This window comes from Porphyromonas uenonis 60-3, assembly GCF_000174775.1.
GTDB lineage: Bacteria > Bacteroidota > Bacteroidia > Bacteroidales > Porphyromonadaceae > Porphyromonas > Porphyromonas uenonis_A.
In genome coordinates, this window is the sequence record NZ_ACLR01000123.1 from 65,981 (window position 1) to 92,034 (window position 26,054).

Annotated in this window: 17 protein-coding genes and 3 tRNA genes; 19 read left to right on the forward strand and 1 reads right to left on the reverse strand. The window is 51.1% G+C overall.

The features are described from left to right. Positions 1 to 164: 164 nt before the first annotated feature. The 16 genes from PORUE0001_RS04340 (at position 165) to rpoC (ending at position 18,071) form a co-directional block, all read left to right on the forward strand. The gene (locus PORUE0001_RS04340) at positions 165 to 824 is read left to right on the forward strand and encodes a hypothetical protein (RefSeq protein WP_007365222.1); all 660 of its coding nucleotides are present in this window, start codon (positions 165 to 167) and stop codon (positions 822 to 824) included. Between the two features lie 22 nt (positions 825 to 846). Then, the gene (gene yhdJ / locus PORUE0001_RS04345; protein WP_039865592.1) at positions 847 to 1,710 is read left to right on the forward strand and encodes an adenine-specific DNA-methyltransferase; all 864 of its coding nucleotides are present in this window, start codon (positions 847 to 849) and stop codon (positions 1,708 to 1,710) included. Continuing rightward, the gene (locus PORUE0001_RS04350; RefSeq protein ID WP_007365226.1) at positions 1,707 to 2,819 is read left to right on the forward strand and encodes a hypothetical protein; all 1,113 of its coding nucleotides are present in this window, start codon (positions 1,707 to 1,709) and stop codon (positions 2,817 to 2,819) included. The genes yhdJ and PORUE0001_RS04350 overlap by 4 nt, the downstream gene beginning before the upstream one ends. Positions 2,820 to 2,886: 67 nt before the next feature. After that, positions 2,887 to 4,098, forward strand: a complete 1,212-nt coding sequence (gene hpf, locus PORUE0001_RS04355; RefSeq protein WP_007365235.1) for a ribosome hibernation-promoting factor, HPF/YfiA family — start codon at positions 2,887 to 2,889, stop codon at positions 4,096 to 4,098. A gap of 269 nt (positions 4,099 to 4,367) precedes the next feature. Next, positions 4,368 to 4,450, forward strand: a tRNA-Tyr gene (locus tag PORUE0001_RS04360). Between the two features lie 11 nt (positions 4,451 to 4,461). Continuing rightward, positions 4,462 to 4,533 (forward strand) — tRNA-Thr (locus PORUE0001_RS04365). Between the two features lie 104 nt (positions 4,534 to 4,637). After that, positions 4,638 to 5,825 (forward strand): elongation factor Tu, encoded by a 1,188-nt coding sequence (gene tuf, locus PORUE0001_RS04370; protein ID WP_007365204.1) that lies wholly within the window; start codon positions 4,638 to 4,640, stop codon positions 5,823 to 5,825. Between the two features lie 268 nt (positions 5,826 to 6,093). Continuing rightward, positions 6,094 to 6,166 (forward strand) — tRNA-Trp (locus PORUE0001_RS04375). A gap of 19 nt (positions 6,167 to 6,185) precedes the next feature. Then, positions 6,186 to 6,386 carry a preprotein translocase subunit SecE gene (gene secE / locus PORUE0001_RS04380; RefSeq protein ID WP_007365267.1) on the forward strand — a complete coding sequence of 67 codons (201 nt, stop codon included), beginning with the start codon at positions 6,186 to 6,188 and terminating at the stop codon, positions 6,384 to 6,386. A 224-nt stretch (positions 6,387 to 6,610) separates the two neighbouring features. Beyond that, a complete protein-coding gene (gene nusG, locus PORUE0001_RS04385) occupies positions 6,611 to 7,153 on the forward strand; it encodes a transcription termination/antitermination protein NusG (RefSeq protein ID WP_007365290.1) in 543 nt (180 codons plus the stop codon). A 197-nt stretch (positions 7,154 to 7,350) separates the two neighbouring features. Continuing rightward, positions 7,351 to 7,794, forward strand: coding sequence for a 50S ribosomal protein L11 (rplK, locus tag PORUE0001_RS04390; RefSeq protein WP_007365287.1), 444 nt, complete (start codon positions 7,351 to 7,353; stop codon positions 7,792 to 7,794). A gap of 15 nt (positions 7,795 to 7,809) precedes the next feature. Then, positions 7,810 to 8,514, forward strand: a complete 705-nt coding sequence (gene rplA / locus PORUE0001_RS04395) for a 50S ribosomal protein L1 (protein ID WP_007365237.1) — start codon at positions 7,810 to 7,812, stop codon at positions 8,512 to 8,514. Between the two features lie 28 nt (positions 8,515 to 8,542). Further along, on the forward strand, positions 8,543 to 9,073 hold the full coding sequence (gene rplJ, locus PORUE0001_RS04400) for a 50S ribosomal protein L10 (RefSeq protein WP_007365247.1): 531 nt from the start codon (positions 8,543 to 8,545) through the stop codon (positions 9,071 to 9,073). Positions 9,074 to 9,123: 50 nt separating this feature from the next. Next, on the forward strand, positions 9,124 to 9,498 hold the full coding sequence (rplL, locus tag PORUE0001_RS04405; protein ID WP_007365232.1) for a 50S ribosomal protein L7/L12: 375 nt from the start codon (positions 9,124 to 9,126) through the stop codon (positions 9,496 to 9,498). Positions 9,499 to 9,835: 337 nt separating this feature from the next. Then, on the forward strand, positions 9,836 to 13,678 hold the full coding sequence (gene rpoB, locus PORUE0001_RS04410) for a DNA-directed RNA polymerase subunit beta (protein ID WP_007365278.1): 3,843 nt from the start codon (positions 9,836 to 9,838) through the stop codon (positions 13,676 to 13,678). Between the two features lie 43 nt (positions 13,679 to 13,721). Then, complete coding sequence (rpoC, locus tag PORUE0001_RS04415) at positions 13,722 to 18,071, forward strand: DNA-directed RNA polymerase subunit beta' (protein ID WP_007365281.1); 4,350 nt, start codon at positions 13,722 to 13,724, stop codon at positions 18,069 to 18,071. Positions 18,072 to 18,486: 415 nt separating this feature from the next. Here rpoC and PORUE0001_RS04420 read toward each other — a convergent pair whose 3' ends face one another. Beyond that, positions 18,487 to 19,896 carry a CotH kinase family protein gene (locus PORUE0001_RS04420; RefSeq protein WP_039865596.1) on the reverse strand — a complete coding sequence of 470 codons (1,410 nt, stop codon included), beginning with the start codon at positions 19,894 to 19,896 and terminating at the stop codon, positions 18,487 to 18,489. 681 nt (positions 19,897 to 20,577) lie between these two features. Between PORUE0001_RS04420 and PORUE0001_RS04425 the strand changes: the two genes are divergently transcribed. Genes PORUE0001_RS04425 through PORUE0001_RS04435 form a run of 3 tightly spaced genes read left to right on the forward strand, consistent with a single transcriptional unit; the run spans position 20,578 to position 25,431 of the window. After that, entirely contained in the window at positions 20,578 to 21,723 is a 1,146-nt protein-coding gene (locus tag PORUE0001_RS04425) for a leucine-rich repeat domain-containing protein (protein ID WP_007365252.1), read from the forward strand. Between the two features lie 43 nt (positions 21,724 to 21,766). Next, the gene (locus PORUE0001_RS04430) at positions 21,767 to 23,692 is read left to right on the forward strand and encodes an Omp28-related outer membrane protein (protein WP_007365301.1); all 1,926 of its coding nucleotides are present in this window, start codon (positions 21,767 to 21,769) and stop codon (positions 23,690 to 23,692) included. Between the two features lie 38 nt (positions 23,693 to 23,730). Continuing rightward, a complete protein-coding gene (locus tag PORUE0001_RS04435) occupies positions 23,731 to 25,431 on the forward strand; it encodes a T9SS type A sorting domain-containing protein (protein ID WP_007365312.1) in 1,701 nt (566 codons plus the stop codon). Positions 25,432 to 26,054: the final 623 nt, after the last annotated feature.

The following is a 26,054-nucleotide window of genomic DNA, read 5'->3' on the forward strand; positions in this document are numbered from 1 at the left end:
GAACTTTTATTTCCCGGTTCCGTGGAGAATTTTCGTTTCCTCCCTGGAGATTCCCAGATTCTCACCGAGGAAGCTGTCTCGGACACGAAAAGATGACCGTCCTCTCTCCCATCCGTTGACTTGATTTTACTACCTTTGCGTATGACATCTAGAGCGCTACGACTATGCAACACCTTACCATAAGAGCCATCCTACTGCCCCTCCTGCTACTCCTAGGGGCGATCTGTGCGACAGCACAAGTGCGCGCCATCACCAGCGATGGGGATCAGGTCATACTCTACCCCAATGGCACCTGGGAGAACCTCAATAGTCGCCACTCCCCCCACCAAGAGCCCTCGACAACTATCGGTGCCGGGGCTTCGGGCAAGCGTGTCGGCATATTACTCAATAGGCAGCTACTCTTTGTGCTCAGAGAGGGACAGCTAGAGGACCTCTTCATCTACGACTCGAGAGGACAGCTCGTCTACTCCTACCGTGAGGGCATCTACCAGATCCCCTACGGGTGGCGAGTAGAGTACGAGCCACTCTCCGAGCGTGTGCGCCAATTCGGCCCCTACCGCTTTAAATACCAGCTACTCTCGGAGCGCCTAGAGCAGGTCGGATCCTACCAAGTAGAGTACGAGCTCCTCTCGGAGCGTATCAGGAAGATCGGAGACTACAGCATCAGATACGACCTTCTCTCCAACCGCATCACCGAGATCGGCAACATACGGATCGAGTACGACCCCTTCACAGAGCGCATCAGAGGGGTCCGTGGCACAGCGCCAGGCGTTGACATCCGACTCATGCGTGATGGCGGTGGACGTCCACAACCCTTTCTGTAGCACCTAGAATAGAGACTAATATATGAGATTGTTCGGAAGTAGTGACAATAAGATAATACACGGAGACGCTCTGCAGGCTCTCTCTGAGTGTATCTCGGATAACTCTGTTGATTTAGTTTTTGCAGATCCTCCATATAATATAGGCAAGAACTTCGCAGGATGTCTAGACAAATGGGATAGTGACGAGTCTTACCTTCGCTGGTGCTATAGTTGGCTCGACTTATGCATCCAAAAGCTAAAGCCAACGGGAGCTCTCTATGTGATGACCTCAACTCAGTTTATGCCTTACTTTGACCTATACTTGCGTGAGCGACTAGACATACTGTCGAGAATAGTTTGGTCTTATGACAGCTCTGGAGTACAAGCCAAGCGATATTTTGGATCTCTATATGAGCCAATCCTCTTTTGTGTCAAAGACAAGAGACAATACACTTTCAACGCGTCAGATATCCTTGTGGAAGCTAAGACTGGTGCCAAGAGAGGCTTAATAGACTACCGTAAGAACCCGCCACAACCCTACAGCACAACGAAAGTTCCAGGCAATGTATGGGAATTTACCCGAGTAAGGTATCGTATGCCCGAGTATGAGAACCACCCTACTCAAAAGCCCATAGAACTCCTAGAGCGAATTATCAAGGCTAGCTCCAATGAGGGGGATGTCGTATTGGATCCATTCTCTGGCACCTTTACGACATCATACGTTGCCAGTCTGCTGCACCGCAAGTCTATCGGCATCGAGCTTCAAGAAGAGTATGTGAAGATAGGCTTGAGGCGATTAGGGCTCTCCTACTTCCCTACAGACTTGCCCATAAAAAGCCCTGACACATCGCTCCAATCAAGGCCTATGAGCGAAGCCGTCCATCCTTGTTTCAGATATAACGAATGAAAGAATACGCTTTTACATCCTCAATCAAGGAGATTCTAAAGAGTCATTTCGGGGACGAGGGGGAGGACATTTATGACAAAAGCCTTCTGCTCCAGTATGTAAATGAAAAGACGAAGTCTGCCAATAGAGGATCCAAATCACGCTCAAGCTTTGCCAATCTATATGCTATCTATGTTCTTGTCGAGGACTATCTCAATCAAACCATAAACAAGGAGATCGAATACAGCAAATACGAAGGGGCGCTATTTTCCGCCCTGAGTAAACGGCAGAGAGAACTTCCGTTTGGAGAGAAGCTACAAAACCATGCTCTAAACAATCGGGTAAATGCTGAGTTTCAGAAGTTTTTTCCGACTACAAACTTAATGCCTATCGTAAGGGATCTGAAAACCAATCGATATTGGGTTAATGAAAACCTTCTGAGAGTCAGGGTCGGTCGTCATACCTACAACATCGCAGAGAGCCTCATTGACATTCTAGATAAATACATTGAGGTGAAACAGCAGACGCTCAAACAGTTTATAGAGCAGTGCTCTCAACTACAAGCGATGGAGCGTCTAGGAGCAGAGGACATCTACACTTTTATCTCAAATCTACTGTCTCCAAAGCTTGATGCTCGACTGTTTGAAATCGTAAGCTATGCAATCCTCAAGTACTCTTACAAGGGGCAGACAATCATCTGGGGATATGACATGAAGAGTTTAACCAAGGAGCCTCTAACCCTATATAAGACTGGTAGGACCAACGCCAACGATGGCGGAATAGACTTTGTCATGAAGCCTCTTGGTCGATTCTTTCAAGTAACAGAAGATCTAGACTTTAGAAAGTTCTTTCTTGACATAGAAAAGGTGAGACACTATCCACTATCTTTTGTGGTCAAGACAGAAAAAGCAATCCCAGGGATTCTATCAGATTTAAGAGAAAAAGCGCTAGACACCTATGGCGTAGAACGAGTCGTAGAAGAGTTTATGGCCTGCATTGAGGAAGTGATAAACATCCCCACACTTCTAGACCGCCTCACTCAGATCATTGACAAAGATGGAGGGAGAAGTCTTTTGGAAGAGATTATCCTACAGAGTAAAGTCGAATTTAATTATAGTGACGACGATTAGCCCAGAATCACTAACCGAGGGACAAACAAAGTGGCCTCCGATGTAAATAAATTGGATACCTAGAGCCATGCTGACCCAAGAACTGGAACAGACACTGGATGCCTTCATGGAGTACCTGCGACTAGAGCGCAACGCCTCTCCGCTCACGCTCACTACCTACCGTCCTGCCATCGAGTCCTATATGGAGAGCGCCTTAGAGCTGGCTACCGATGAGTGGAGACCCAGTGATGCGGACCGAGACCTCGTGCGCAACTGGATCATGCAGCAGATGGACGATGAACTATCCAGCACGACGGTCAATAAGAATCTGAGTGCCGTGCGCTCATTCTATAAGTATCTCCAGCTACGAGGCCACGTCACCAGCAACCCCACACGCTACCTAAAGGGACCCAAGCGAGAGCACACGCTACCCTCCTTCCTCACGCAGGCGCAGATCGAAGAGGCTCTTGCGACGATCCCCATAGAGACAGACAACTTCCTCTCTGTGCGTGACCGACTAATCATAGAGACCATCTACCAGACAGGCTTGCGTCGTGCTGAGGTGGCTAGCCTGAAGACCCAGCAAGTAGACCTCACAGCCATGTCGCTACGTGTCGTAGGCAAGGGGCGCAAGGAGCGAATAGTGCCCTTCGGCACGGATCTTAGAGAGAAAATGCAAGATTATATCACCTTGCGGGACCAAAAGGTTGGCACATCTCAATATTTTTTTGTTACTTTGGAGTGCAGACCGCTCTCAGGAGCTGATGTCTATCAAGTGGTGCACAAAGCACTCAGCGTAGTGCCTGGATTGCCACGCAGAGGAGCACACACGCTGAGACACTCCTTTGCCACTGAGATGCTCAATGCTGGAGCCCCTATCACCTCCATCAAAGAGCTCTTAGGTCATAGCAATCTAGAGACGACCACAAGATATACCCACACCTCCTTCGAGCAGCTCAAACAATTGTATCACGCTCACCCTAGAGCACAAAGTCAAGTATCATCTATGATTAACGTACACATCCAGTCTCTACAGTTTGATGCCAGCGAGGCACTCAAAGATTTTGCAAAGAAAAAGATTGATCGTCTTGCACGCTTTGACGATACCATCAGCAAGGCTGAGATAACCCTACGGCTAGACAAGTCTGATGCTACGCGTGGCAAGATAGCCGCCATCCGACTCTTTGTCCCAGGGCATGACCACTACGCAGAGAAGGGTGCGACCACCTTTGAGGAGGCTATCGATGAGGCTATCGATGCACTCAAGCGTCAGATAGACCGAGCCAAAGAAAACAAATAGTAGAAAGGTGAGTAAGTAGATAGTGGACCACGACTAGTTTTCGGTGGTTAGTGGCTAGTCTGCGCGTGGTGAGGGCCACGCCATCCACTATCTACGCCTCTCTTCAGTTACCGATACCCCCACACGGAGGAGTCACTTCGGAGAAGATAATTCGCCCAAAAGTTTTGGTGTTTCCAAAATAGTTCGTATATTTGCACCCAGTTTGTGATGCCATCTACCCGTCTGAGGGTTCTCAAGGGGGAGTAGCAGTGCAAGCAAAGGACTCAAAAGGGCAGTTACCAGAGTGGCCAAATGGGGCTGACTGTAACTCAGCTGGCGTAAGCCTACGGTGGTTCGAATCCATCACTGCCCACGCAACAATATGCCTATGTAGCTCAGTGGTAGAGCACTTCCTTGGTAAGGAAGAGGTCCCGGGTTCAAATCCCGGCATCGGCTCTAAAATACTAACGTAGCAGCGCCAAACCCACAGTTCACTGAGACTGTGGCGGGGGGTTGCTCTTGTGACGAAATAAGACTAAGACAAACATAAGAACAAGGTTATGGCTAAAGAACATTTTCAAAGGACGAAACCACACGTCAACATTGGTACCATCGGTCACGTAGACCACGGTAAGACAACTCTTACAGCTGCTATTACCAAGGTATTGGCTGACGCAGGCTTCACAGAGGCTCGCTCATTTGACTCTATCGACAACGCACCTGAGGAGAAGGAGCGTGGTATCACCATCAACTCTTCACACGTTGAGTACGAGACCGCAAATCGTCACTACGCACACGTAGACTGCCCGGGCCACGCCGACTATGTCAAGAACATGGTTACTGGTGCTGCTCAGATGGACGGTGCTATCATCGTAGTTGCTGCAACTGACGGTCCTATGCCTCAGACTCGTGAGCACATCCTACTAGCACGTCAGGTCAACGTACCTCGTCTAGTTGTCTTTATGAACAAGTGCGACCTTGTTGATGACGAGGAGATGCTTGAGCTCGTAGAGATGGATATGCGTGAGCTACTAAGCTTCTATGAGTTCGACGGCGACAATACGCCTGTCATCCGTGGCTCTGCTCTTGGTGCTCTCAATGGTGAGCCCAAGTGGTGCGAGAAGATCATGGAGCTCATGCAGGCTGTAGATGAGTGGATCCCACTACCTGAGCGCGACATCGACAAGCCCTTCCTAATGCCTGTAGAGGACGTATTCTCTATCACAGGTCGTGGTACAGTGGCTACGGGTCGTATCGAGACTGGTGTCGTTAAGGTCAACGACGAGGTCCAGATCATCGGTCTAGGTGCTGAGGGCAAGAAGAGCGTCGTAACTGGCGTGGAGATGTTCCGCAAGATCCTTGATGAGGGTGAGGCAGGTGATAACGTAGGTCTTCTACTCCGTGGTATCGACAAGGACGAGATCAAGCGCGGTATGGTCCTAGCACACCCAGGACAGGTTAAGCCTCACGATCACTTCAAGGCTGAGGTCTATATCCTGAAGAAGGAAGAGGGTGGTCGTCACACACCATTCCACAACAAGTATCGTCCTCAGTTCTACATCCGTACGCTAGACGTAACTGGTGAGATCACACTACCAGAGGGTATCGATATGGTTATGCCTGGTGATAACGTCACCATCGATGTCAAGCTCATCTCTCCAGTAGCTTGTAGCGTAGGTCTACGCTTCGCTATCCGCGAGGGTGGTCGTACCGTCGGTGCTGGTCAGATCACCTCACTAGAGGACTAATTCTCTCCGCTGACCTAGCCTCTCACGCACTCTGAGTACGCTAGAGGCTAGACAGCTACTAGACTTCTCCTAACTCCCTCCCCCACTAAATATAGACGCACCTTCCAATCGGTGCAACGCTCATAGTGGGAGGGGGAGTTCCGAGGAGTTTTAATCACCACCGTCTTCATCTCAGACTGATTAAGTCGCTAGACGAGGAGGAAGGAACCTTCACTAGGTCTCACCTCCTATCTAGACTAGTCAGACAAATTCGAGACGGCACAAACATACGGGTTTAGCTCAGTTGGTAGAGCACAGGTCTCCAAAACCTGGTGTCGGGAGTTCGAGCCTCTCAACCCGTGCAAACTATAAGATGCTCTCATGAAATTTTTCAAGCGTACAGGTTCCTACATTAAGAACTGCTACAACGAGTTAGTACACAAGGTTAGCTGGCCCACTCGTAGCGAACTGATCAATAGCACGGTGGTCGTCATGATCGCTTCGGTGATTATTGCCATCTTTGTCGCAGGGGTAGACTTTGTCTTCCAGCAGCTGATGCAGCTTGTGTACGGTCTAGCCTAAGCTGGACCACCAAGCTCTAAGAGCATCCACACATTTTACATAAGCCCTAAGAGATAGACAGAGTCTAGAAACAAGTATCCTAGACATAGCTCCTGAAGCTGTCCTATCGCGACATCGTCTATCTTCAATCTTAGAGGGCTATATTGAGTAGTAACAAACGGATCAGCCGTATTCTATAGTCGAATCTAATCTAAAACAAAGACATGAGTCAAGATTCACAACCCATGAGATTTTACGTCCTTCGTGTCCTCAGTGGACAGGAAAAGAAAGTCTGTGAGTATATAGAAGCGGCAAAGTCCAACGGCACTTTAGGTTCGTACGTACGACGTGTCCTAGTCCCCACCGAGCAGGTGGTCTCTCAGCGCAATGGCAAGAAGGTGGTCAAAGAGCGCCCCTACATGCCAGGCTATGTGCTGGTAGAGGCAGCACTCGTGGGAGACACTGAGCACACGCTATGCACGATACCTAACGTAATAGGTTTTTTGACCTCTCGTATGAGCGATGGTCAGCTAGCTCCCGAGCCCCTACGCACGCAAGAAGTGCAGGATCTCTTAGGGCAGGCAGACCGCGATGCAGAGGGTGCTGGGCGCTTTGACATTGAGTATAGCGTCGGCGAGTCTGTACGGATCATAGATGGTCCGTTCTCAGACTTCTCAGCAACCATCGATGAGGTCAAGAGTGATAAGAGAAAGCTCAAGGTGATGGTGAAGATCTTCGGAAGGAAGACTCCACTGGAGCTTGATTACACACAGGTCGAGAAGGAATAGGAGATTGTTACGGATCGAGCATGCCGACTCATAGTTGCTCGCGATAGGTGTAGTGCTAATACTCTCGGACAGTGTGGAGATACAGTCTAGCTTCCAACCCTAAAGACCTACTCTCTCCACCCACCTCCACAAGGATGCTACCCTAGATGCAGTGATGACTCCGTGTGTATCTGTTTATAATATAATCGAATAACAAGATGGCAAAAGAAGTTGCAGGGCAGCTTAAGCTGCAAATCAAAGGAGGGGCCGCTAACCCCTCGCCTCCTGTGGGCCCAGCACTTGGTGCTAAGGGTATCAACATCATGGAGTTTTGTAAGCAATTTAATGCCAGGACTCAGGATCGCGCTGGTAAGGTATTGCCAGTCGTGATAACCTACTATGCTGACAAGTCCTTTGACTTTATCGTCAAGACACCTCCCGTAGCAATCCAGCTACTAGAGGCTAGTAAGGCAAAGGGTGGCTCAGCAGAACCCAACCGAATCAAAGTCGCTAAAGTCACTTGGGATCAAGTACGGACTATAGCAGAAGATAAGATGTCTGACCTCAACTGCTTTACTGTCGAGTCGGCCATGAAGATGGTCGCTGGTACAGCTCGTAGTATGGGGATTAGTGTGACGGGTACGAAACCTGAGAATCTCTAATCGCAATCAACTGAAATGAGTAAACTAACAAAAAATCAGAAGATAGCTGCGAGTAAGGTCGAAGCAGGCAAGTCCTATTCACTAGATGAGGCTTCCAAGCTTCTGAAGGAGATTACCTTCACTAAGTTTGATGCCTCAGTAGACATAGACATTCGTCTGGGTGTCGATCCTCGCAAGGCTAATCAGATGGTGCGTGGCACTGTCTCACTGCCTCACGGTATCGGTAAGGAGGTACGTGTCCTAGCACTCTGTACTCCAGACAAGGAGGCAGAGGCGCAAGAGGCTGGAGCTGACTATGTCGGCCTCGATGAGTACATCAACAAGATCAAGTCTGGATGGACAGACATTGATGTGATCATCACCATGCCTAGCGTCATGGGCAAGATCGGAGCCTTGGGTCGTGTACTAGGACCTCGTGGTCTGATGCCTAACCCCAAGAGTGGTACCGTGACAAACGATCTCGGTGCTGCAATCAAGGAGGTAAAGGCTGGTAAGATCGACTTCAAGGTAGACAAGGCAGGTATCATACATACCTCTGTGGGTAAGATTTCTTTTGATCCTAAGCAAATCAGAGAAAACGCTAAGGAGTTCATCGATACGGTGCTACGCCTGAAGCCTTCATCTGCTAAGGGAACCTATATCAAGAGCATCTACCTCTCTACAACAATGAGTGCAGGGATCAAGATTGATCCCAAGTCAGTCGTATCCGCAGTAGAATAACGTCTCACCAACTAAGAAGCACAGTTCTATGAAAAAGGAAACGAAATCAACTGTCATCGAGCAGTTGCACGCATATATAGAGAGTTACCCCAACTTCTACTTGACCAACATTGAGGCACTCAATGCAGAGAAGACGAGCGAGCTACGCCGTCTATGCAACAAGAGTGGCGTCAAGATGGTCGTAGTCAAGAACACACTGATGCGTCGCGCCCTCAGCGAGATCGACTCTGTCGACTTCGCAGAGCTCTACGAGTCTCTCAAGGGGAACACGGCCGTCATGTTCTCAGAGGTTGCTAATGCTCCTGCTAAAGCGATTAAGGCTTTTCGCTCTGACAATAAGGAACTCGGACGTCCAGACCTAAAGGCTGCGTACGTACAGGAGGGCTTTTACATCGGAGCTGACCAACTCGAGGCTCTCGTCAATATTAAGAGTCGCGAGGAGCTCATTGCTGATATCGTTGCTATGCTGGAGGGCCCAATCCAGGGTGTACTCGGGCAGCTTGACTCAGCAGCTGGCACTATCCATGGGGTCTTAGATACCCTAGCCGAGAGGCAATAAATATCTAAGCATTCACTTCAATTAGAAACAAACAAAACATCAATACAGACATGGCAGATATAAAGGCTATTGCAGAGACTCTTGTTAATCTCACAGTAAAGGAAGTAAGCGAGCTCAAGGAGCTCCTCAAGGAGGAGTATGGTATCGAGCCTGCAGCTGCAGCAGTTGCTGTAGCAGGTCCTGCAGCTGGTGCTGCAGCAGAGGCAGAGGAGAAGAACTCTTTTGACGTTGTACTCAAGAGCTTTGGCTCTGCTAAGCTTGCAGTCGTTAAGGCTGTTAAGGAGCATGCAGGTCTTGGTCTCAAGGAGGCTAAGGAGCTTGTTGATGCAGCACCTGCTAACATCAAGGAGGGTGTTGACAAGGCTACAGCTGAGGCTCTCAAGGCTGCTCTTGAGGAGGCTGGTGCTGAGGTTGAACTAAAGTAAACCCGCTTGACACCTGTCTGAAACAGGTCATATTGGTTAAGGATTCCCCCCTTGATACGTATGGGGGGAGTTCTTAGCCTTTTCGCATCTTTGCTCTATAGAGGCACCACTCACAGACGAAGCTGTCGCCATGCTGTGTGGCATGTCGCTGATACGCTGTGGAGGTGTCTTGGACCGTCAGATAGGATCAAATAAATACAAGCCTCTAGAGCTAGACACACTAGCTCAACTTTTGAGTAGTAGCTTACCTCTTGGGTGAGCCCCTACTCTATCCGCCTCTCTCTTTGAGAGTAGCTCCTCTCCCCCCTACATTTACCATTTCTCTCTGAAGCATACGATGGCATCCAAACCAACTAATACTAGAAAGAGCTTCGCATCTATTGCTCATCCAATGGAGTACCCTGACTTCTTGGAGGTGCAGCTCAAATCTTTTCAGGATTTCTTTCAACTCGATACTCCGGCCGAGAGTAGAAAGAAAGAGGGATTATTTAAAGTCTTCTCTGAGAACTTCCCCATCGAAGACACTCGTAACAACTTCAAGCTCCTGTTTGAAGACTACTTCGTTGATCCTCCCAAATACTCTATAGAGGAGTGTCTGCGTCGTGGTCTCACCTACAGTGTCCCCCTAAGGGCTAAGCTCAAACTAACCTGCGAAGATCCCGAGCACGAAGACTTTGAGTCCACCGTGCAGGACGTTTTCCTGGGATCTATCCCCTATATGACACCCGCAGGGACATTCGTCATCAATGGCGCAGAGAGAGTAGTCGTATCTCAACTACACCGCTCTCCAGGTGTCTTCTTTGGATCCAGCCTACACAACAACGGGACGAGACTTTACTCGGCTCGTATCATCCCATTCAAGGGGTCTTGGATTGAGTTCGCTACCGATACGAACAACGAGCTATACGCTTACATCGATCGTAAGAAGAAGCTACCCATCACAACGCTCCTACGTGCCATCGGCTATGAGACGGACAAGGACATACTTGATCTCTTTGGTATCGCCGAGGAGGTCCCCGTCACACTAGAGACTCTACAGGCTAACTATGGACGACAGCTAGCCGCCTCCGTCATCTTAAAGTACTACGATGAGGAGAGCGAAGAGGAGACTGGAGAGACTGAGACATTTGCTCGATACAACACGCTCGTAGAGCAAAATGCGATACTAGACGAGGAGAACGCTCAGGTCATCCTAGAGAATGGTATCGAGACCATCCTACTACGTCGTGACCTATCCACATCCGATCAGGAGTCTACTGACCAAGAGGTTATGGACTACTCGATCATCTTCAACACGCTCAAGCGTGACTCAGCCAACTCCGAGCAGGCCGCATACAACTTCATCTACAACCTCCTGCGCAACTCTACCCCACCCGATGACCAGAGTGCTAAGGAGATCTTCAACAACATCTTCTTCTCAGAGAAGCGCTATGACCTCGGCGATGTAGGACGCTACAAGATCAATAGCAAGCTCGGACTAGACATTGATCCCGACATCAGAATCCTCACGGCTGAGGATATCGTTGCTATCATACGCCACCTGATCAAGCTCGTCAATGGTAAGGCACCTGTCGATGATATCGATCACCTCTCGAACCGTCGTGTTCGAACCGTCGGAGAGCAGCTATACAACCAGTTTAGTATAGGTCTGAGCCGTATGGCCCGCACGGTCAAGGAGCGCATGAACGTTCGTGACAGCGAGGTCTTTACGCCCGTTGACCTAGTCAACTCCAAGACTATTGCATCAGTTGTCAATAGCTTCTTCGGGACCAACGCACTCTCACAGTTTATGGATCAGCAGAATCCACTCTCTGAGATTACGCACAAGCGTCGTCTATCTGCACTAGGACCAGGCGGTCTGACACGAGACCGTGCAGGCTTTGAGGTGCGAGACGTACACTACACCCATTATGGTCGCCTCTGTCCTATTGAGACGCCTGAGGGACCAAACATCGGACTTATCTCTTCTCTCTGCGTCTATGCTAAGATCAATGAGCTAGGCTTCATCACGACCCCTTATCGCAATGTTGACAAAGGCACCGTCAGCTTCAAAGATTCCCAGCTAGGCTACTATACCGCAGAGGAAGAGGAGGACAAGACAGTAGCTCAGGGTAATGCTCCTCTAAGCGAAGACGGACACTTCGTCCGCTCTCGTGTCAAGGCGCGTTATGGAGCAGACTTCCCCGTAGTAGAGCCCTCAGAAGTTGATCTGATGGACGTCTCTCCGACGCAGATTGCTTCGATTGCAGCATCACTCATTCCATTCCTTGAGCACGACGATGCTAACCGTGCCCTCATGGGATCAAACATGATGCGCCAGGCAGTACCTCTACTAACGCCCGAGGCTCCTATCGTAGGCACAGGCATCGAGCGCAGACTAGTCTCAGACTCTCGTACCCAAGTAGAGGCAGAGGGCGATGGTGTCGTCGTCTATGTAGATGCTACCAAGATTGTGGTCGACTACGATCGCACAGAGGAGGAGGAGCTCGTCAGCTTTGAACCCTCGGAGGTTACTTACAAGCTTCCCAAGTATCGCAAGACCAACCAATCTACCACGATAGACCTAAGCCCCGTATGTCGCAAGGGAGATCGCGTCACCAAGGGTCAGATACTCACCCAGGGCTTCTCCACACAAGATGGTGAGCTAGCACTCGGACGCAATATCCTGGCTGCTTACATGCCTTGGAAGGGTTACAACTACGAGGATGCAATCGTACTCAACGAGCGTGTCGTCGCTGAGGATCTCTTCACCTCCGTACACGTTGACGAGTACTCACTAGACGTTCGAGAGACGAAGCGAGGCATGGAGGAGTTCACCGCAGACATTCCCAATGTAAGCGAGGAAGCTACGAAAGATCTTGACACCAACGGTATCGTCCGTGTCGGTGCTCGCATTGTCCCTGGAGACATCCTCGTAGGTAAAATCACGCCAAAGGGCGAGTCCGATCCTACCCCAGAGGAGAAGCTACTTCTAGCCATCTTTGGCGATAAGGCTGGTGATGTCAAGGACGCTTCGCTCAAGGCTTCACCCTCACTCAAGGGTGTCGTCATCGACACGAAGCTTTACTCACGTGCCAATCGTAAGGGTGGCATAGTAGCCACACGCAAGATCAATCAGCGCTATGAGGAGGAGCTCTCCAAGCTACAGTCAGCCCTCAAGGAGGAGCTCGTCTCCAAGCTTCAGATCATCCTCAAGAAGCACAAGGCCACAGCGACAGACTTCGTCGACTACATTGGTATCGTCAAGGTCAAGGCTGGCACACGCATCACCAAGTCTCTGCTCCTCGAGCTAGACTATAATGACTTGAGGATGTCCGACTGGACCAAGGACGAACATACCAATCAGCTTGTCAAGCAGACGATCGCTAACTATATTAAGAAGGACAAGGTCACCATTGCAGATGTCAATAGGCGCAAGCTCGATGAGACCCTCGGTGACGAGTTGCCCTCAGGCATCATTCAGACCGCAAAGATCCTGATTGCTAAGAAGCGCAAGATACAGGTCGGTGATAAGATGGCTGGACGACATGGTAACAAGGGTATCGTCTCCAAGATCGTACGTCGTGAGGACATGCCTTATCTACCAGACGGTACGCCAGTAGACATCTGTCTTAACCCGCTGGGTGTGCCTTCACGTATGAACCTGGGACAGATCTTTGAGGCCGTCCTAGCATGGGCTGGACGTAAGCTCGGAGTCAAGTTCGCCACACCTATCTTCGATGGAGCTACACTCGATGACCTCAACGAGTGGACCGACAAGGCTGGTCTACCACGTGGCGGACAGATGAAGCTCTTTGACGGAGGTACAGGTGAGCCTTTTGACCAGGAGGCGACCGTAGGTGTCACCTACTTCCTCAAGCTCGGTCACATGGTCGATGACAAGATGCACGCCCGCTCTATCGGTCCGTACTCACTGATCACGCAGCAGCCTCTCGGTGGTAAGTCCAACTTCGGAGGTCAGCGCTTCGGAGAGATGGAGGTGTGGGCACTTGAGGCCTTCGGTGCGGCACACGTCCTTCAGGAGATCCTCACCATCAAGAGTGATGATGTCGTAGGTCGCTCTAAGGCTTACGAGGCGATCGTGCGTGGCGACAATATGCCCACGCCAGGTCTCCCCGAGTCTCTCAACGTGCTACTCAATGAGCTCAAGGGTCTCGCCCTCAGCGTACATATTGAGTAATCCCTCCCTATCCTTACACACTATATATAGTCAGACTTAAGTTATGGCATACAAGACAGCCCCTAAGAGCAAGACCACCTTTTCATCCATTAGGCTCTCCCTGGCATCCCCAGAGGAGATCCTAGCGGCTTCACATGGAGAGGTTACGAATCCGAATACTCTTGACTATAAAACATACAAGCCAGTACGTGACGGACTCTTTTGCGAGAGAATCTTCGGCCCAGTCAAAGATTACGAGTGTAACTGTGGTAAGTTCAAGCGCATACGTTTCCGTGGCACCATCTGCGACCGATGCGGTGTAGAGGTTACGGAGAAGAAAGTACGTCGTGAGCGGACTGGACACATCAAGCTCGCTGTACCCGTTGCGCATATTTGGTACTTCCGTAGTTTACCCAACAAGCTCGCAGCTCTACTCAATCTCAAGTCAAAAGACCTTGAGGCGATCATTTACTACGAAAAGTATATCGTACTGCAGAGCGGTGTCTCTGACCTAGAGGTCAATACGATCCTCACCGAGGAGGAGTATCAGGCCAAGCTAGACGAGATCGACCAGAGTCACCCAGACAACTACGACCTACCCGAGAGTGATCCAGACAAATTTGTCGCAAAGATTGGCGCAGAGGCACTCTATGAGATGCTCTCCAACCTAGATCTAGACACCCTCTCCTACGAGCTCCGTGATAGGGCACAGACTGAGACCTCACAGCAGCGTCGTCTAGAAGCACTCAAGCGTCTCAACGTCGTCGAGTCCTTCCGTGCCTCCAAGGATATCAACCGTCCCGAGTGGATGATCCTCAAGGTGGTACCCGTCATACCACCCGATCTACGTCCACTCGTACCGCTCGATGGAGGTCGCTTTGCTACAAGCGATCTCAACGAGCTCTATCGTCGTGTCATCCTGCGCAACAACCGCCTCAAGCGACTCCTAGAGCAGAGCGTCCCCGAGGTGATCATTCGCAATGAGAAGCGTATGCTTCAGGAGGCTGTTGACTCACTACTCGACAACTCTCGCAAGTCAAGTGCCTTCAAGGGCGAAAACAACCGACCCCTCAAGTCTCTATCAGACAGCCTCAAGGGTAAGCCTGGTCGTTTCCGTCAGAACCTCCTCGGTAAGCGTGTAGACTACTCCGCACGTTCCGTCATCGTCGTCGGCCCTGAGCTACAGATGCACGAGTGCGGACTACCTAAGGACATGGCAGCTGAGCTCTACAAGCCATTTATCATTCGCAAGCTCATCGAGCGTGGTGTCGTCAAGACCGTCAAGAGCGCCAAGCGTATCGTAGACCGTCGTGACAACGTCATCTGGGAGATCCTAGAGAACGTCATGAAGGGTCACCCCGTACTGCTCAATCGTGCTCCTACACTACACCGTCTAGGTATACAAGCCTTCCAGCCCAAGATGATCGAGGGCAAGGCTATCCAGCTACACCCCTTGGCTTGTACCGCTTTCAACGCCGACTTCGACGGTGACCAGATGGCTGTGCACCTTCCTCTAGGCAACGAGGCTATCCTCGAGGCTCAGCTACTCATGCTCGCCTCTCACAATATCCTCAACCCCGCCAACGGTGCTCCTATCACCGTCCCTTCACAGGACATGGTCTTGGGACTCTACTATATTACCAAGATACGCAAGGGATCCAAGGGTAGCGGACACACTTTTTATGGTGTCGAGGAGGCTCGCATCGCATACAACGAGGGCAAGCTAGACATCCACGCACCGATCAATGTCCTCATCGACAACGTCCTCGAGGACGGTCAGCTCGTCAGCAAGATCATCGAGACCTCAATGGGGCGTATCATGGTCAATGAAAACGTACCCACCGAAGTGGGCTACATCAACGAAACCCTCGGCAAGGGCGCACTCCGCTCCATCATCTCCAACGTAATCAAGGTGTGTGGCTTTGCCAAGACCGCACAGTTCCTAGACAAGATCAAGAACCTCGGATACCACATGGCATTCAAGGGAGGTCTCTCCTTCCGTCTGCAAGACGTCGTCATTCCTAAGGACAAGGAGAAGCTTGTCGCTGAAGGCAATGAGCGCGTTGAGGAGATCTTCGCACAGTACAACGAGGGCTTTATCACCAATACAGAGCGATACAACCAGATCATCGACACCTGGAGTAATGTGTCAAACAAGATCACCGCTTCGCTGATGAGACAGCTAGCTCAGGACGACGACGGCTTCAACAACATCTTCATGATGATGGACTCAGGAGCTCGTGGTTCGAAGGAGCAGATTCGTCAGCTCGCTGGTATCCGTGGTCTTATGGCTAAGCCTCAGAAGAGTGGTTCTGGCGGTGGTCAGGTCATTGAGAACCCTATTCTCTCCAACTTTAAGGAGGGTCTCTCCGTGCTAGAGTACTTTATCTCCTCACACGGTGCACGTAAGGGTCTAGCCGATACCGCTCTTAAGACGGCAGATGCGGGTTACCTGACCCGTCGTCTCGTAGACGTATCGCACGACGTCGTCATCTCTGAGGAGGACTGCGGCACACTGCGAGGCATCGAGATGTCTGACGTGATGAAGAATAGTACCGTCGTCGCCACCCTAGGCGAGCGCATCCTCGGTCGTACATCCGTCCATGATATCAAGCACCCCGAGACAGGCGAGTACATCGTACATGCTGGTGACGAAATCAACGAGACCGCCGTGGCAGCCATCACGGCTGCAGGCATTGAGACTGTCGAGGTGCGCTCCGTGCTCACCTGCGAAACGAAAAACGGTGTCTGCGCCAAGTGCTACGGTCGCAACCTTGCCACCAACAAGCTCGTACAGCGAGGCGAGGTGGTCGGAGTCATTGCTGCCCAAGCTATTGGTGAGCCGGGTACGCAGCTGACGCTACGAACCTTCCACGCTGGTGGTACGGCGAGCAACCAAGAGACCGATGCTACCGTACGTGCACGATTCTCTGGAACTGTCGAGTACTCAGATATCCGCTATGTAGACGTAGAGCGTGCTGGACGAGATGGCAATATGCGTTCCGCACACATCGTGGTCAACCGTACCGCCGAGCTACGCATCCTAGACCCCAAGACTGGTGTCATACTGCAGCACGAGCTGGTACCCTATGCTAGCACCATCTTCTTTGCAAACGGGGCTACCGTCAGCAAGGACGATACACTGCTCAACTTTGACCCACACAATACGGCTCTCATCTCCGAGTTCTCAGGTCGTCTAGTCTTTGAGAATCTTGTTGAGAAGGTTACCTTCGAGTACGAAACCGACGAGAGTGCCTCCCACAAGGAGATGGTCATCATCCGCAAGCAGGGTGTCAAGAACAATCTCATCCCGACCGCTCAGATACTGGACGAGCAGGGCAACGTACTTCGCTCGTACAACCTTCCTGTCGGCGCGCACCTTGTCAAGGAGGATGGCGATATGATCACTCAGGGCGACATTATCACCAAGACCCCTCGCGCCATCTCTGGTGCAGGTGATATTACGGGTGGTCTGCCTCGTGTTCAGGAGCTCTTTGAGGCACGCAATCCATCGAGCCCTGCTGTCGTAGCAGAGATCGACGGTACCATCGACTTCGCTGGTGTCAAGCGTGGTAATCAGGAGATCTCCATCACCTCCCGTCTGGGCGAGATCCGCAAGTACTTCGTACCACTTACGAAGCAGATCCTCGTACAGCCTGGCGACTATGTACGTGCTGGTATGCCCCTCTCCGAGGGCGCTGTCACACCAGCCGACATCCTCGCCATCCAGGGTCCCACGGCCGTACAGGAGTACATCGTCAACGAGGTTCAGGATGTCTATCGTCTACAAGGTGTGAAGATCAATGATAAGCACTTTGAGGTGATCGTCCGCCAGATGATGCGCAAGGTACAGGTCATCGACCCAGGAGATACCCTCCTGATGCCTCAGCAGATTGTGGACAAGAACGATGCTACCGAGGAGAACGACAAGCTCTGGGGTATGAAGGTGATCACCGACGCTGGTGACTCCACCACCATGAAGCCTGGACAGATCATCTCAAGCCGTAAGCTTCGTGATGAGAATAGCTCCCTCAAGCGTCGTGACCTCAAGCCCGCTGTGGCTCGTGATGCGATGCCTGCTACGACCAATCAGATTCTACAGGGTATCACAAAGGCTGCGCTACAGACGCGAGGCTTCATCTCGGCGGCTTCCTTCCAGGAGACCTCCAAGGTACTCAACGATGCAGCCATCTCGGGCAAGGCGGACAAGCTCGAGGGCATCAAGGAGAATGTCATCTGCGGTCACCTTATCCCCGCTGGTACAGGTCTGCCCGAGTATGACAAGCTCCTCGTAATGTCGCAGAAAGAGCATGAAGAGATCGAGGCGCAGAGCCGTCAGACAGGATCTGACGCTAGCTACCGTGCCAAGAAGCTCGACGAGGAGAAGACCTCCGAGACTGCACCCGCTAAGTAGCAAGCGCCTCACAGAGTCACTCGTATAGTAGCTCTAGCGAAAATACTATCTCAGGAGCGCCCCCCCATAGCCTCCTCATAGATACACACAACGAAAAGGAAGGCTCGCCTCAAAGGTCTACACGACCTCATGAGGCGAGCCTTCCTTTTGTTGTGCCCCCTCGCCAGCACCTAGATAACAGACTCAAACGTGATCGTGTTCAGTGACAAAGCGTCCGTTGTAGTACAGGAATACGAGTAACGGTTGTAGGGACGCTCGGTCGAGCGTCCGTTGTAGTACAGCAATACGAACATTGCTATCAAAGCATTGTCTCTGTCACCTTTGACACAACGGATGCGCTCCCGCTAGACACTATCCGAGCGTCCCTACCTCGGGCTACTCGTCTCGCTTTGACACAACGGACGATGCTTGGCTCTTACGGGACGATTACCTTGCTATTGTCCACGATATAGACACCTTGCGGGAGATCACGCACGGCTTCACTGTAGTCATCAGCAATGCGCACGACCTCGCCCGACATGGTGTAGACGATGTGACGACCAGCGGTCGGCACTACGAGCGCAATGGCATTAGGAGTAGCTGGCAAGTGTTTATCAAACCAGTCTACATTCCGCCGAAGGGCAGTCGTGAGTTCCTCTGCAGCACTGTGCAGAGGCTTGAAGTCACCCTTAGTCCAGCGCTGCTTGTCCCGCTCATAAGCCTCCTCATAAGGGGCAAAGCAACTCTCCAAGTAACGCATCCACTCGTCGGAGAGCACGGGGTGCTCCTCTCTCCACACCTTGCAGACGACTGAGCTAAAGTCTTCGTCCTTAAGTAGCTCCCCGATCCAGTGAGGCGCAAAGACATAAGATGTTTTCATCCTAAAGGTGTAGTCCGTCTTCTCCCGATTCATGCAGGTGAGATCCCAGATAGGTCCTGCCACCCACTTGCTTCCCTCGCCCTGATCTTTGTGCAGGTAAAAGCTCCCGTGGAAGCCATCTGGATTGTCCATAACCTCCTGAATGATGAAAAAGCGAGCCATCGCATCGACATCGATACGATCCTTCCAGCGACTGGTTGCTTTGTTCGGAGCATAGATATCATCGTTGAGCCCCTTAAACTCTGCAGTCAGCCAATTCTTCTGTGCCGTAGAGAGTACTTTTGGTGAGTGGTAAGTGATGTTGATGATCCAGCGGTCATTCTCTCTAAAGCTAATCTGGTTCTGCTCCTTATAGTTGTCCACCTCTACCAGCCAGCCACCAGGGATCGTAGCTGCATCCTCGTTATTGTCCGGCTGCTCGTAGATGTTGACCCGATTCTTCCCGATCCGTATCGTCTCCGTCAGCAAGTACAGACCGACATAGTCACCATTGAGCACCACCTCAATCGGCTTTGTGGAGGGTGTCCAAGCCATCCCCATCAGCTGGCCAAGCTTCATACCAGCCATCGTCGGAGGCCAAAACTTCAGTAGCGCCCAGTGCTTATTCTTTGGCATACCCATGAGTGAGAGTTTCTCGTCCAGCTTGAGCTTGTAGGGCTTCTTGTCCCCCTTCCACGAGGAGTGCCCTCTGCCACGAATGTTCATTCCTAGAGGCTCTGCGGCAGTGCCTAGACTCACCTTCCCTGCGGGATCTGCGATGTAAAACGTAGCTCGCTTATACTCTTTCTTCGTGATGATCGGCTTGCCATCGGCCGTAGTGATATACATGATGGGTATAGTCTGTGAAGGCCGCACCGTAGCATCGGAGGGTAGCTCCGCATCGTCCTGCCCACGACAGGGCAAAAGCGCCGTAAGCATCACGCCCAGCGTCAAAAGGATTACTCTACCAATAGAATCGTGTCTCATAGCTTTACAACTTTATGGCTCCCAGCTTGGCAGGAGGATTATGTCTCTAACAGTCGAAGACGATACGAAGGTCGTACTCTATCTTCTTCACATTCTGCAACAAAGGTAATAAATTATCCCTTTAATAAGCAAGCCCTTCAGAGCTGATGCATCATTCAGGATGAGTTCATCTATGGCACTATCAAGGAAATCGAAGGATTCCTCGGTGGAGATTTTGGACTATCCAGCGAAGAACGGAAAAATTCTTCGGAACTTTGAAATCTTTCTTCCGAACTTTCATTTCATTCTTCCGAAGAAAGATTTCAAAGTTCGGAGGAATTTGCCGTTTTCCCCGTGAATATTTTGAAATTCCTTGGGAAGAAGTCGGATTTGTCGGAAAAACTGACCGAAAAAAGAAGAATCCCTCAGATCTCATGCGTAGCGACATCTAGGACACACGGGAGGGTCGAGAGGGGGGGGAGGGTGTCCGTTGCAGGACATTGAGATGAACATCAATGCCAATGCATTGACAATGTAAGCTTAGAGACGATGAAGACAGCAATCGTACGTCCCTACATGTCGCCACCTGTCTCGCTGTAACAGGATTGGCAACCGTACGTTATAGTCTTACTCGGCTTAAGTTTTGGCTTGAATCATTATTTTCACTAACTTAGTGGCGTTGTACACAAATATAAGAATCCTATGAAGCAAAACTACTTATTTGTCTTTCTCTTATCACTCCTATGTGCAGTCTCGGCTCTAGCCCAAGAGGGTGGTGCCACGCGCGAGATAACACTCACAGAAGCTGGTACGCTCTCACAGCAAATACCTGAGAGCGAATATGCTACTCTCCAGCATCTCACCCTCAAGGGGGACATCTACCAGCGTGACATCGTCTTCATCCGGAAGAAGCTCACGGAGCTTCAGAGCCTTGACCTTACAGAGACTAAGATCCTGCGGGGTGAGCGTGTCGTAGGCTCTGGTACTTACTTTCCCGCAGATACTCTCGCAGACTACGCCCTCGAGAATATGCTCAAGCTCCAGAGCGTCAAGCTCCCTAAGGGGCTCAAAGCAATTGGGATGAAAGCCTTTCACAACACAGCACTCACAGAGATCGAAATCCCCGAGGGGGTTACCTTCTTAGGAGGGTACGCTTTTGCCTTTTGCAAGGCTCTCAAGAAGGCTACCGTCCCAGGCTCTGTCAAGATGATTGAAAACTACGCATTCCTCGGTTGTGTCGCTCTCGAGGAGATCTCCCTAGGCGAGGGGATGACGATGATCGGGGGAGATATGTTCAACGACTGCAAGAGTCTCCCCAAGATACAGCTACCTAGTACGATAGAAAGCCTCGGAGGACAGGCCTTCAAGGGATGCATCCAGTTCACCGAGCTGACGATCCCAGCAGCCTGCACCAAGGTAGGGGCACAACTCCTGAGAGACTGCCCCGCACTGAAGACTCTCACCTCGCTTGCCAAAACGGCTCCAGAGGCTTCGCCAAAGAGCTTCTACCCCGAGCAGTATGAGCAGATCGAGCTTCGCATCCCCGCAGAGGCTCTTGAGAGCTATCAAGACTCTCCCATCTGGAGCCTCTTCAAGACGATCCACGACCTAGAGGGCAAGCCTATTCCTCTGTCTATTGAGGCACCTCACGGAGTGGCTACGCCGACGGCATCTTGGCAGGATGGTTACCTACACATAGCTCACGCTGCTGGGCTCACTATAGCCATCTACGACACCACGGGTCAGCTACTACTACAGGACACCCCAGCAGAGGTGATAGCCTCCTACCCTCTACCACAAGGACTCTATATTATAAAGACTCCTTATGGTGCCCTACGCACACTCTAGGCAACATGCTATCCACATAACACTACTAACAAGCAACAAATAAATGAAGCGAACACTACTACTCACATCAGCTCTACTACTGATCCTCCTCGGGATAGGTAGCTCTCTACTAGCTCAGCAGACACTACGTACAGGAGCTCCTTACCTCCCCTTAGGACACTGTAAGTACACCGACCCAACCGACAAGGGGATCGGATGGCCCATCGGCACATTTGGAGATAGACCCATAGGCGTATGGGCTCGCGCTAGTCGCTCTATGCTCAAGCCCTACGAGGGCTACCAAGTGGTCGGCGTACGCATCGCCGTATCCAAAGGCGTCAAGGATGCAGAGGTCTCACTCCTCAACAACATCTCGGAGCGCAAGAAGATCGTCTCCAAAAAGGCAGACCTCGTATTCGGATGGAATGAGGTGCGCTTTGACAAGCCCATAGAGATTAACAGTAGTCTCAACGAACTCATCTATGGATACCAGGTCTTGGAGAAGAACATCTCTGACCAGACAGAGCCTTACTTCGTCGCTTGCGACAATGGGGTGGGAGCATCCAGTGAAGCTTTCTACGTTAACGTCTCGGGTGGAGCCCTGGACTCTCGCTCTAGAGACAATGGGGCGCTACTCTGCCAGCTCATGATTTCAGGTCCTGCGGACAAGATCAACGATAGAGCGAGCCTAACCGTCACGCGCTATGACAAAGCTCTTGATGCCTCTGGCAAGCTAGGCGTATCTTATGTCGCACGCAACGAAGGGGCCAACGATATCAACCAAATGGAGATCACTTACTCCGTCGGAGGAAAGGTCGTACTCACAGACTCTCGCACTGAGACGATCAAGCATATCCAGGAGCTACAGCTTAAGACGAAGGGTATCTCCGTCGCTAATGGCGAGACCCTGACAGCTCGTATCACCAAGGTCAACGGACGTGAGACCAATCTACCAGGCTTTCAGATCAAGATAGAGGGTGTCGCAGACAAGAGCTTTGCCCGTAAGGTGCTCCTAGAGCAATTCTCCACAGAAAACTGTTCTAGCTGCCCTGGAGCACACCGCTATCTTGACAAGGTCCTCGCAGAGGAGACTTACGCTGATCACTTCGTCTGGGTCACACACCACGTAGGCTATGAGCGAGACACCTTCTCTCTACCAGAGAGCGAGGCGCTTCTCTTCTTCTATGAGAAGCAAGAGAATGATGGCACCTACTCTGAGAGCGCTCCGGCTATGCTCTTAGACCGCACCCACACGGAGCTCAAGCACTCATTCGATGGGTACGACTACACGATGCTCCCCGTCTACCCCAGTCAAGACGAGTTCAATCGTAAGCTACTCGACGAGGCCATAGCACGCCCCGCCTTCGTCTCGGTAGACATCAAGGAAGAGTGCGACCCCAAGACCCGCAAGCTTGATCTGACCATCTCTGGACGAGCCTATAAAGAGTCTCTAGACGCAGACAATCTCTACCTTAACCTCTTCCTCATTGAGGACGACATATACTCCCGTAGACAGGCTGGTGCTGGCACGGCTGACGATGGTGGTCGCAAGCCGGTCTATCAGCATGGCGTAATCCGTCAGATCTCTCTCGGAGGTGGCGGGAAGAAGCTCACCCTCGATGACAAGGGCGAGTATACTTACAGTACCTCGCTCAATATTCCTAAGGAGTGGAGCGCTGCCAATATGCGCATCGTTGCTTTTGTCGCTAAGAGTCTCAAGGGCGGAGCTAGAAATGCTCAGGTCCTCAACAGCAATGAGACCAAGATAGCCGCCTATCGTAGCATAGCACCCACACCCGATCAGGAGATGACGGTACAGCTCTATGCACAGGACGGACGTATCTACGTCTCTGGCGAGGGCGCTACAATAGCTGCTGTATATAATATGTCTGGAGAGCTCATGCCCAACGAAGCGCTCCTCCCAGGCATCTACGTCGCGATGGTAGAGACCTCCTTTGGCTCTTACATGCGCAAGGTCATTGTCTACTAATACGCACACATCTACTATAAAGAATCAACCATCTACTTATGAATAAGGTAACAACAAAACTACTGCTCCTCCTCTGCACCCTAGTGACAACCTTGCTAGCCACCCCTAGGGCGCAGGCTCAGGACGAGACTATCCGCCTCCAATCGTCTAAGTATGTCGCCAAGGACATCAACGGCAAGGAGCACGATATTGATGCGATCCTCAGCTCTGGCAAGGCGATCCTCGTAGACTTCTCCGCCACTTGGTGTGACCCTTGCTGGGCTCTCCACAAGCTAGGTGTCTTGGAAAAGATCCATGAGATGTTCGGCCCCGATGGAACCAATCAGATCGAAGTCCTCTGGGTAGAAGCTTCGGGGGAGCCTCTAGAAGCTATCTATGGAGACGTCAGCAAGTTTAGAGATCAGCCGACTAAGGGTGACTGGAGAAAGGACAAGGGCGGAAAGCCCGTCCCCTATCCTATCATATCCGATCGACAGCTAGCTGTTACGACCCTCGGCCATGCCATCCCCTCCTTCCCCACCTTCATACTGATGGGACCAGACAGACGGTGGGTGAGATGTGACGATGCGGTATACGGTAGAGATGCCCAATCACGATACACATTTGATCCTGACTTCAAGGCGCTCAAGCAAACGCTCACGCTCTTCCTCACGCAGGACGACAAGCCAGAGAATGTCGAACTCATCGGTATGACTAAGGTATATCTCGGAGAGAAGCCTACACTCAACGTCCTCTATACGAGTGCTGCACCCATCACTTCCATCAAGTGTAGCGCACCCGAAGGGGTCACCGTCACCAAGATTAGCAACACAGAGTTTCAGATCGAGCCCAAGCAGGCTGGCACCTTTGAGATCACAGCAACGGTAGCTAACAAGAATGGTGAGGCAAGAGGCTCTGTCTCTATGACCGTATCTGCACCTATATCCAGCTTCCCCTTTGTCGCTACGATGGACAATCAGGAGCAGATTGACGAGGGCTGGCGCTCTATCGACTACGATGGAGATGGATATGGCTTTGACTCCATCCTAGGACGAGGACTCTACGGACGCCTTAAGGTCAATGTCCAGGAGGGGTACAATGCTGGTGCCGAAAATAGTAAAGACGCTCTCATCTCGTGGGGTGGCTTCTTCCCTATCCAGATGGACGATAAGGGACGTATACAGGGATACGAGATAGCTGCTAAGAATGAGCTACGCTCTGCCCCTATGGTCATTGACGCCAACGCTGCGAAGCCCACTTTCTCCTGCTACATACAGCACTATGTTGATGACGCCAAGCCAGACCAGCTGAAAGTCATGGTCGCTGAGCCTGGAGGAACTCCCGAAGAGCTACTAGCTCCTCAAACCTCGACAGAGGACTGGAAGCTCATCCAGGCGGACCTCTCTGCCTACAAAGGCAAGACTGTCTACCTCTCACTGATCCCTGTCGTCAATGGCGAGAGTGGTATCGCTGTAGACCAGCTCCGCGTCACGATGGATGGTACGACAGATGTTGAGACGCCTACACTCAGTCTCCAGACGTCCCTCTACCCCAACCCTGCTAGCGATCATATCACCATCCGCACGGCAGTGGGTAGTACCATTGAGCTCTTTGCCAGCGATGGCACGCTCGCAGCTACGGTTCAGACGACCAGTGCTGAGACGACGATCAGTGTAGCACAGCTACCCGCAGGGCGTTACCTAGCCCGCATCACAGCTCTTGATGGCGAGACCATACTACGCCCCGTCATCATCCGCTAAGCTTTAGATAGTATCACCATCCATTCTCTACCTAGGGGTAGAGAGTGGATAGGTACAGGAGCTTTTCTTTCAAGAGAGCTTAGATAACGATTGCTGCCTGATAAAAGTCTTTTATCGGGCAGCAATCGTTGTTATTAAGACTTGCTACATAGCGCTATAGACTCACATTATAGAGACTCCTAGATCTCCCCTAAATTCAATTTCTCCCGAGGAAATAGTGAATATCCAGGGAGCAAACAAACATTCTCCACGGAACCGGGAAATAAAAGTTCGGAAGAATGAAATGAAACTTCGGAAGAAAGAAATCAAAGTTCCGAAGAATTTTTTCGTTCCTCGCTGGATAATCAGAGATTCCTCCCGAGGTAATCGAGGATTTCTTCGAGGTAGGTAAGAATTAGAGATTAGCGACAAGCAGCCCGCTAGAGGCTATCCGGGCATCGCTACATGTCGCTACACGTCTTGTCTCGACGGAGGCGGAGACCCGCCCGATGTACTCGCCCATAGTCCCCCTACTGCAGACTACTTGTCAGCTTTGAGGAAAAAGTTTTTGGCGAAATGTTTGGTGGTTTGGTTTTTTCTTTCTACCTTTGCACTCACAAACGATGACAGAGGCGTCTGTCGGT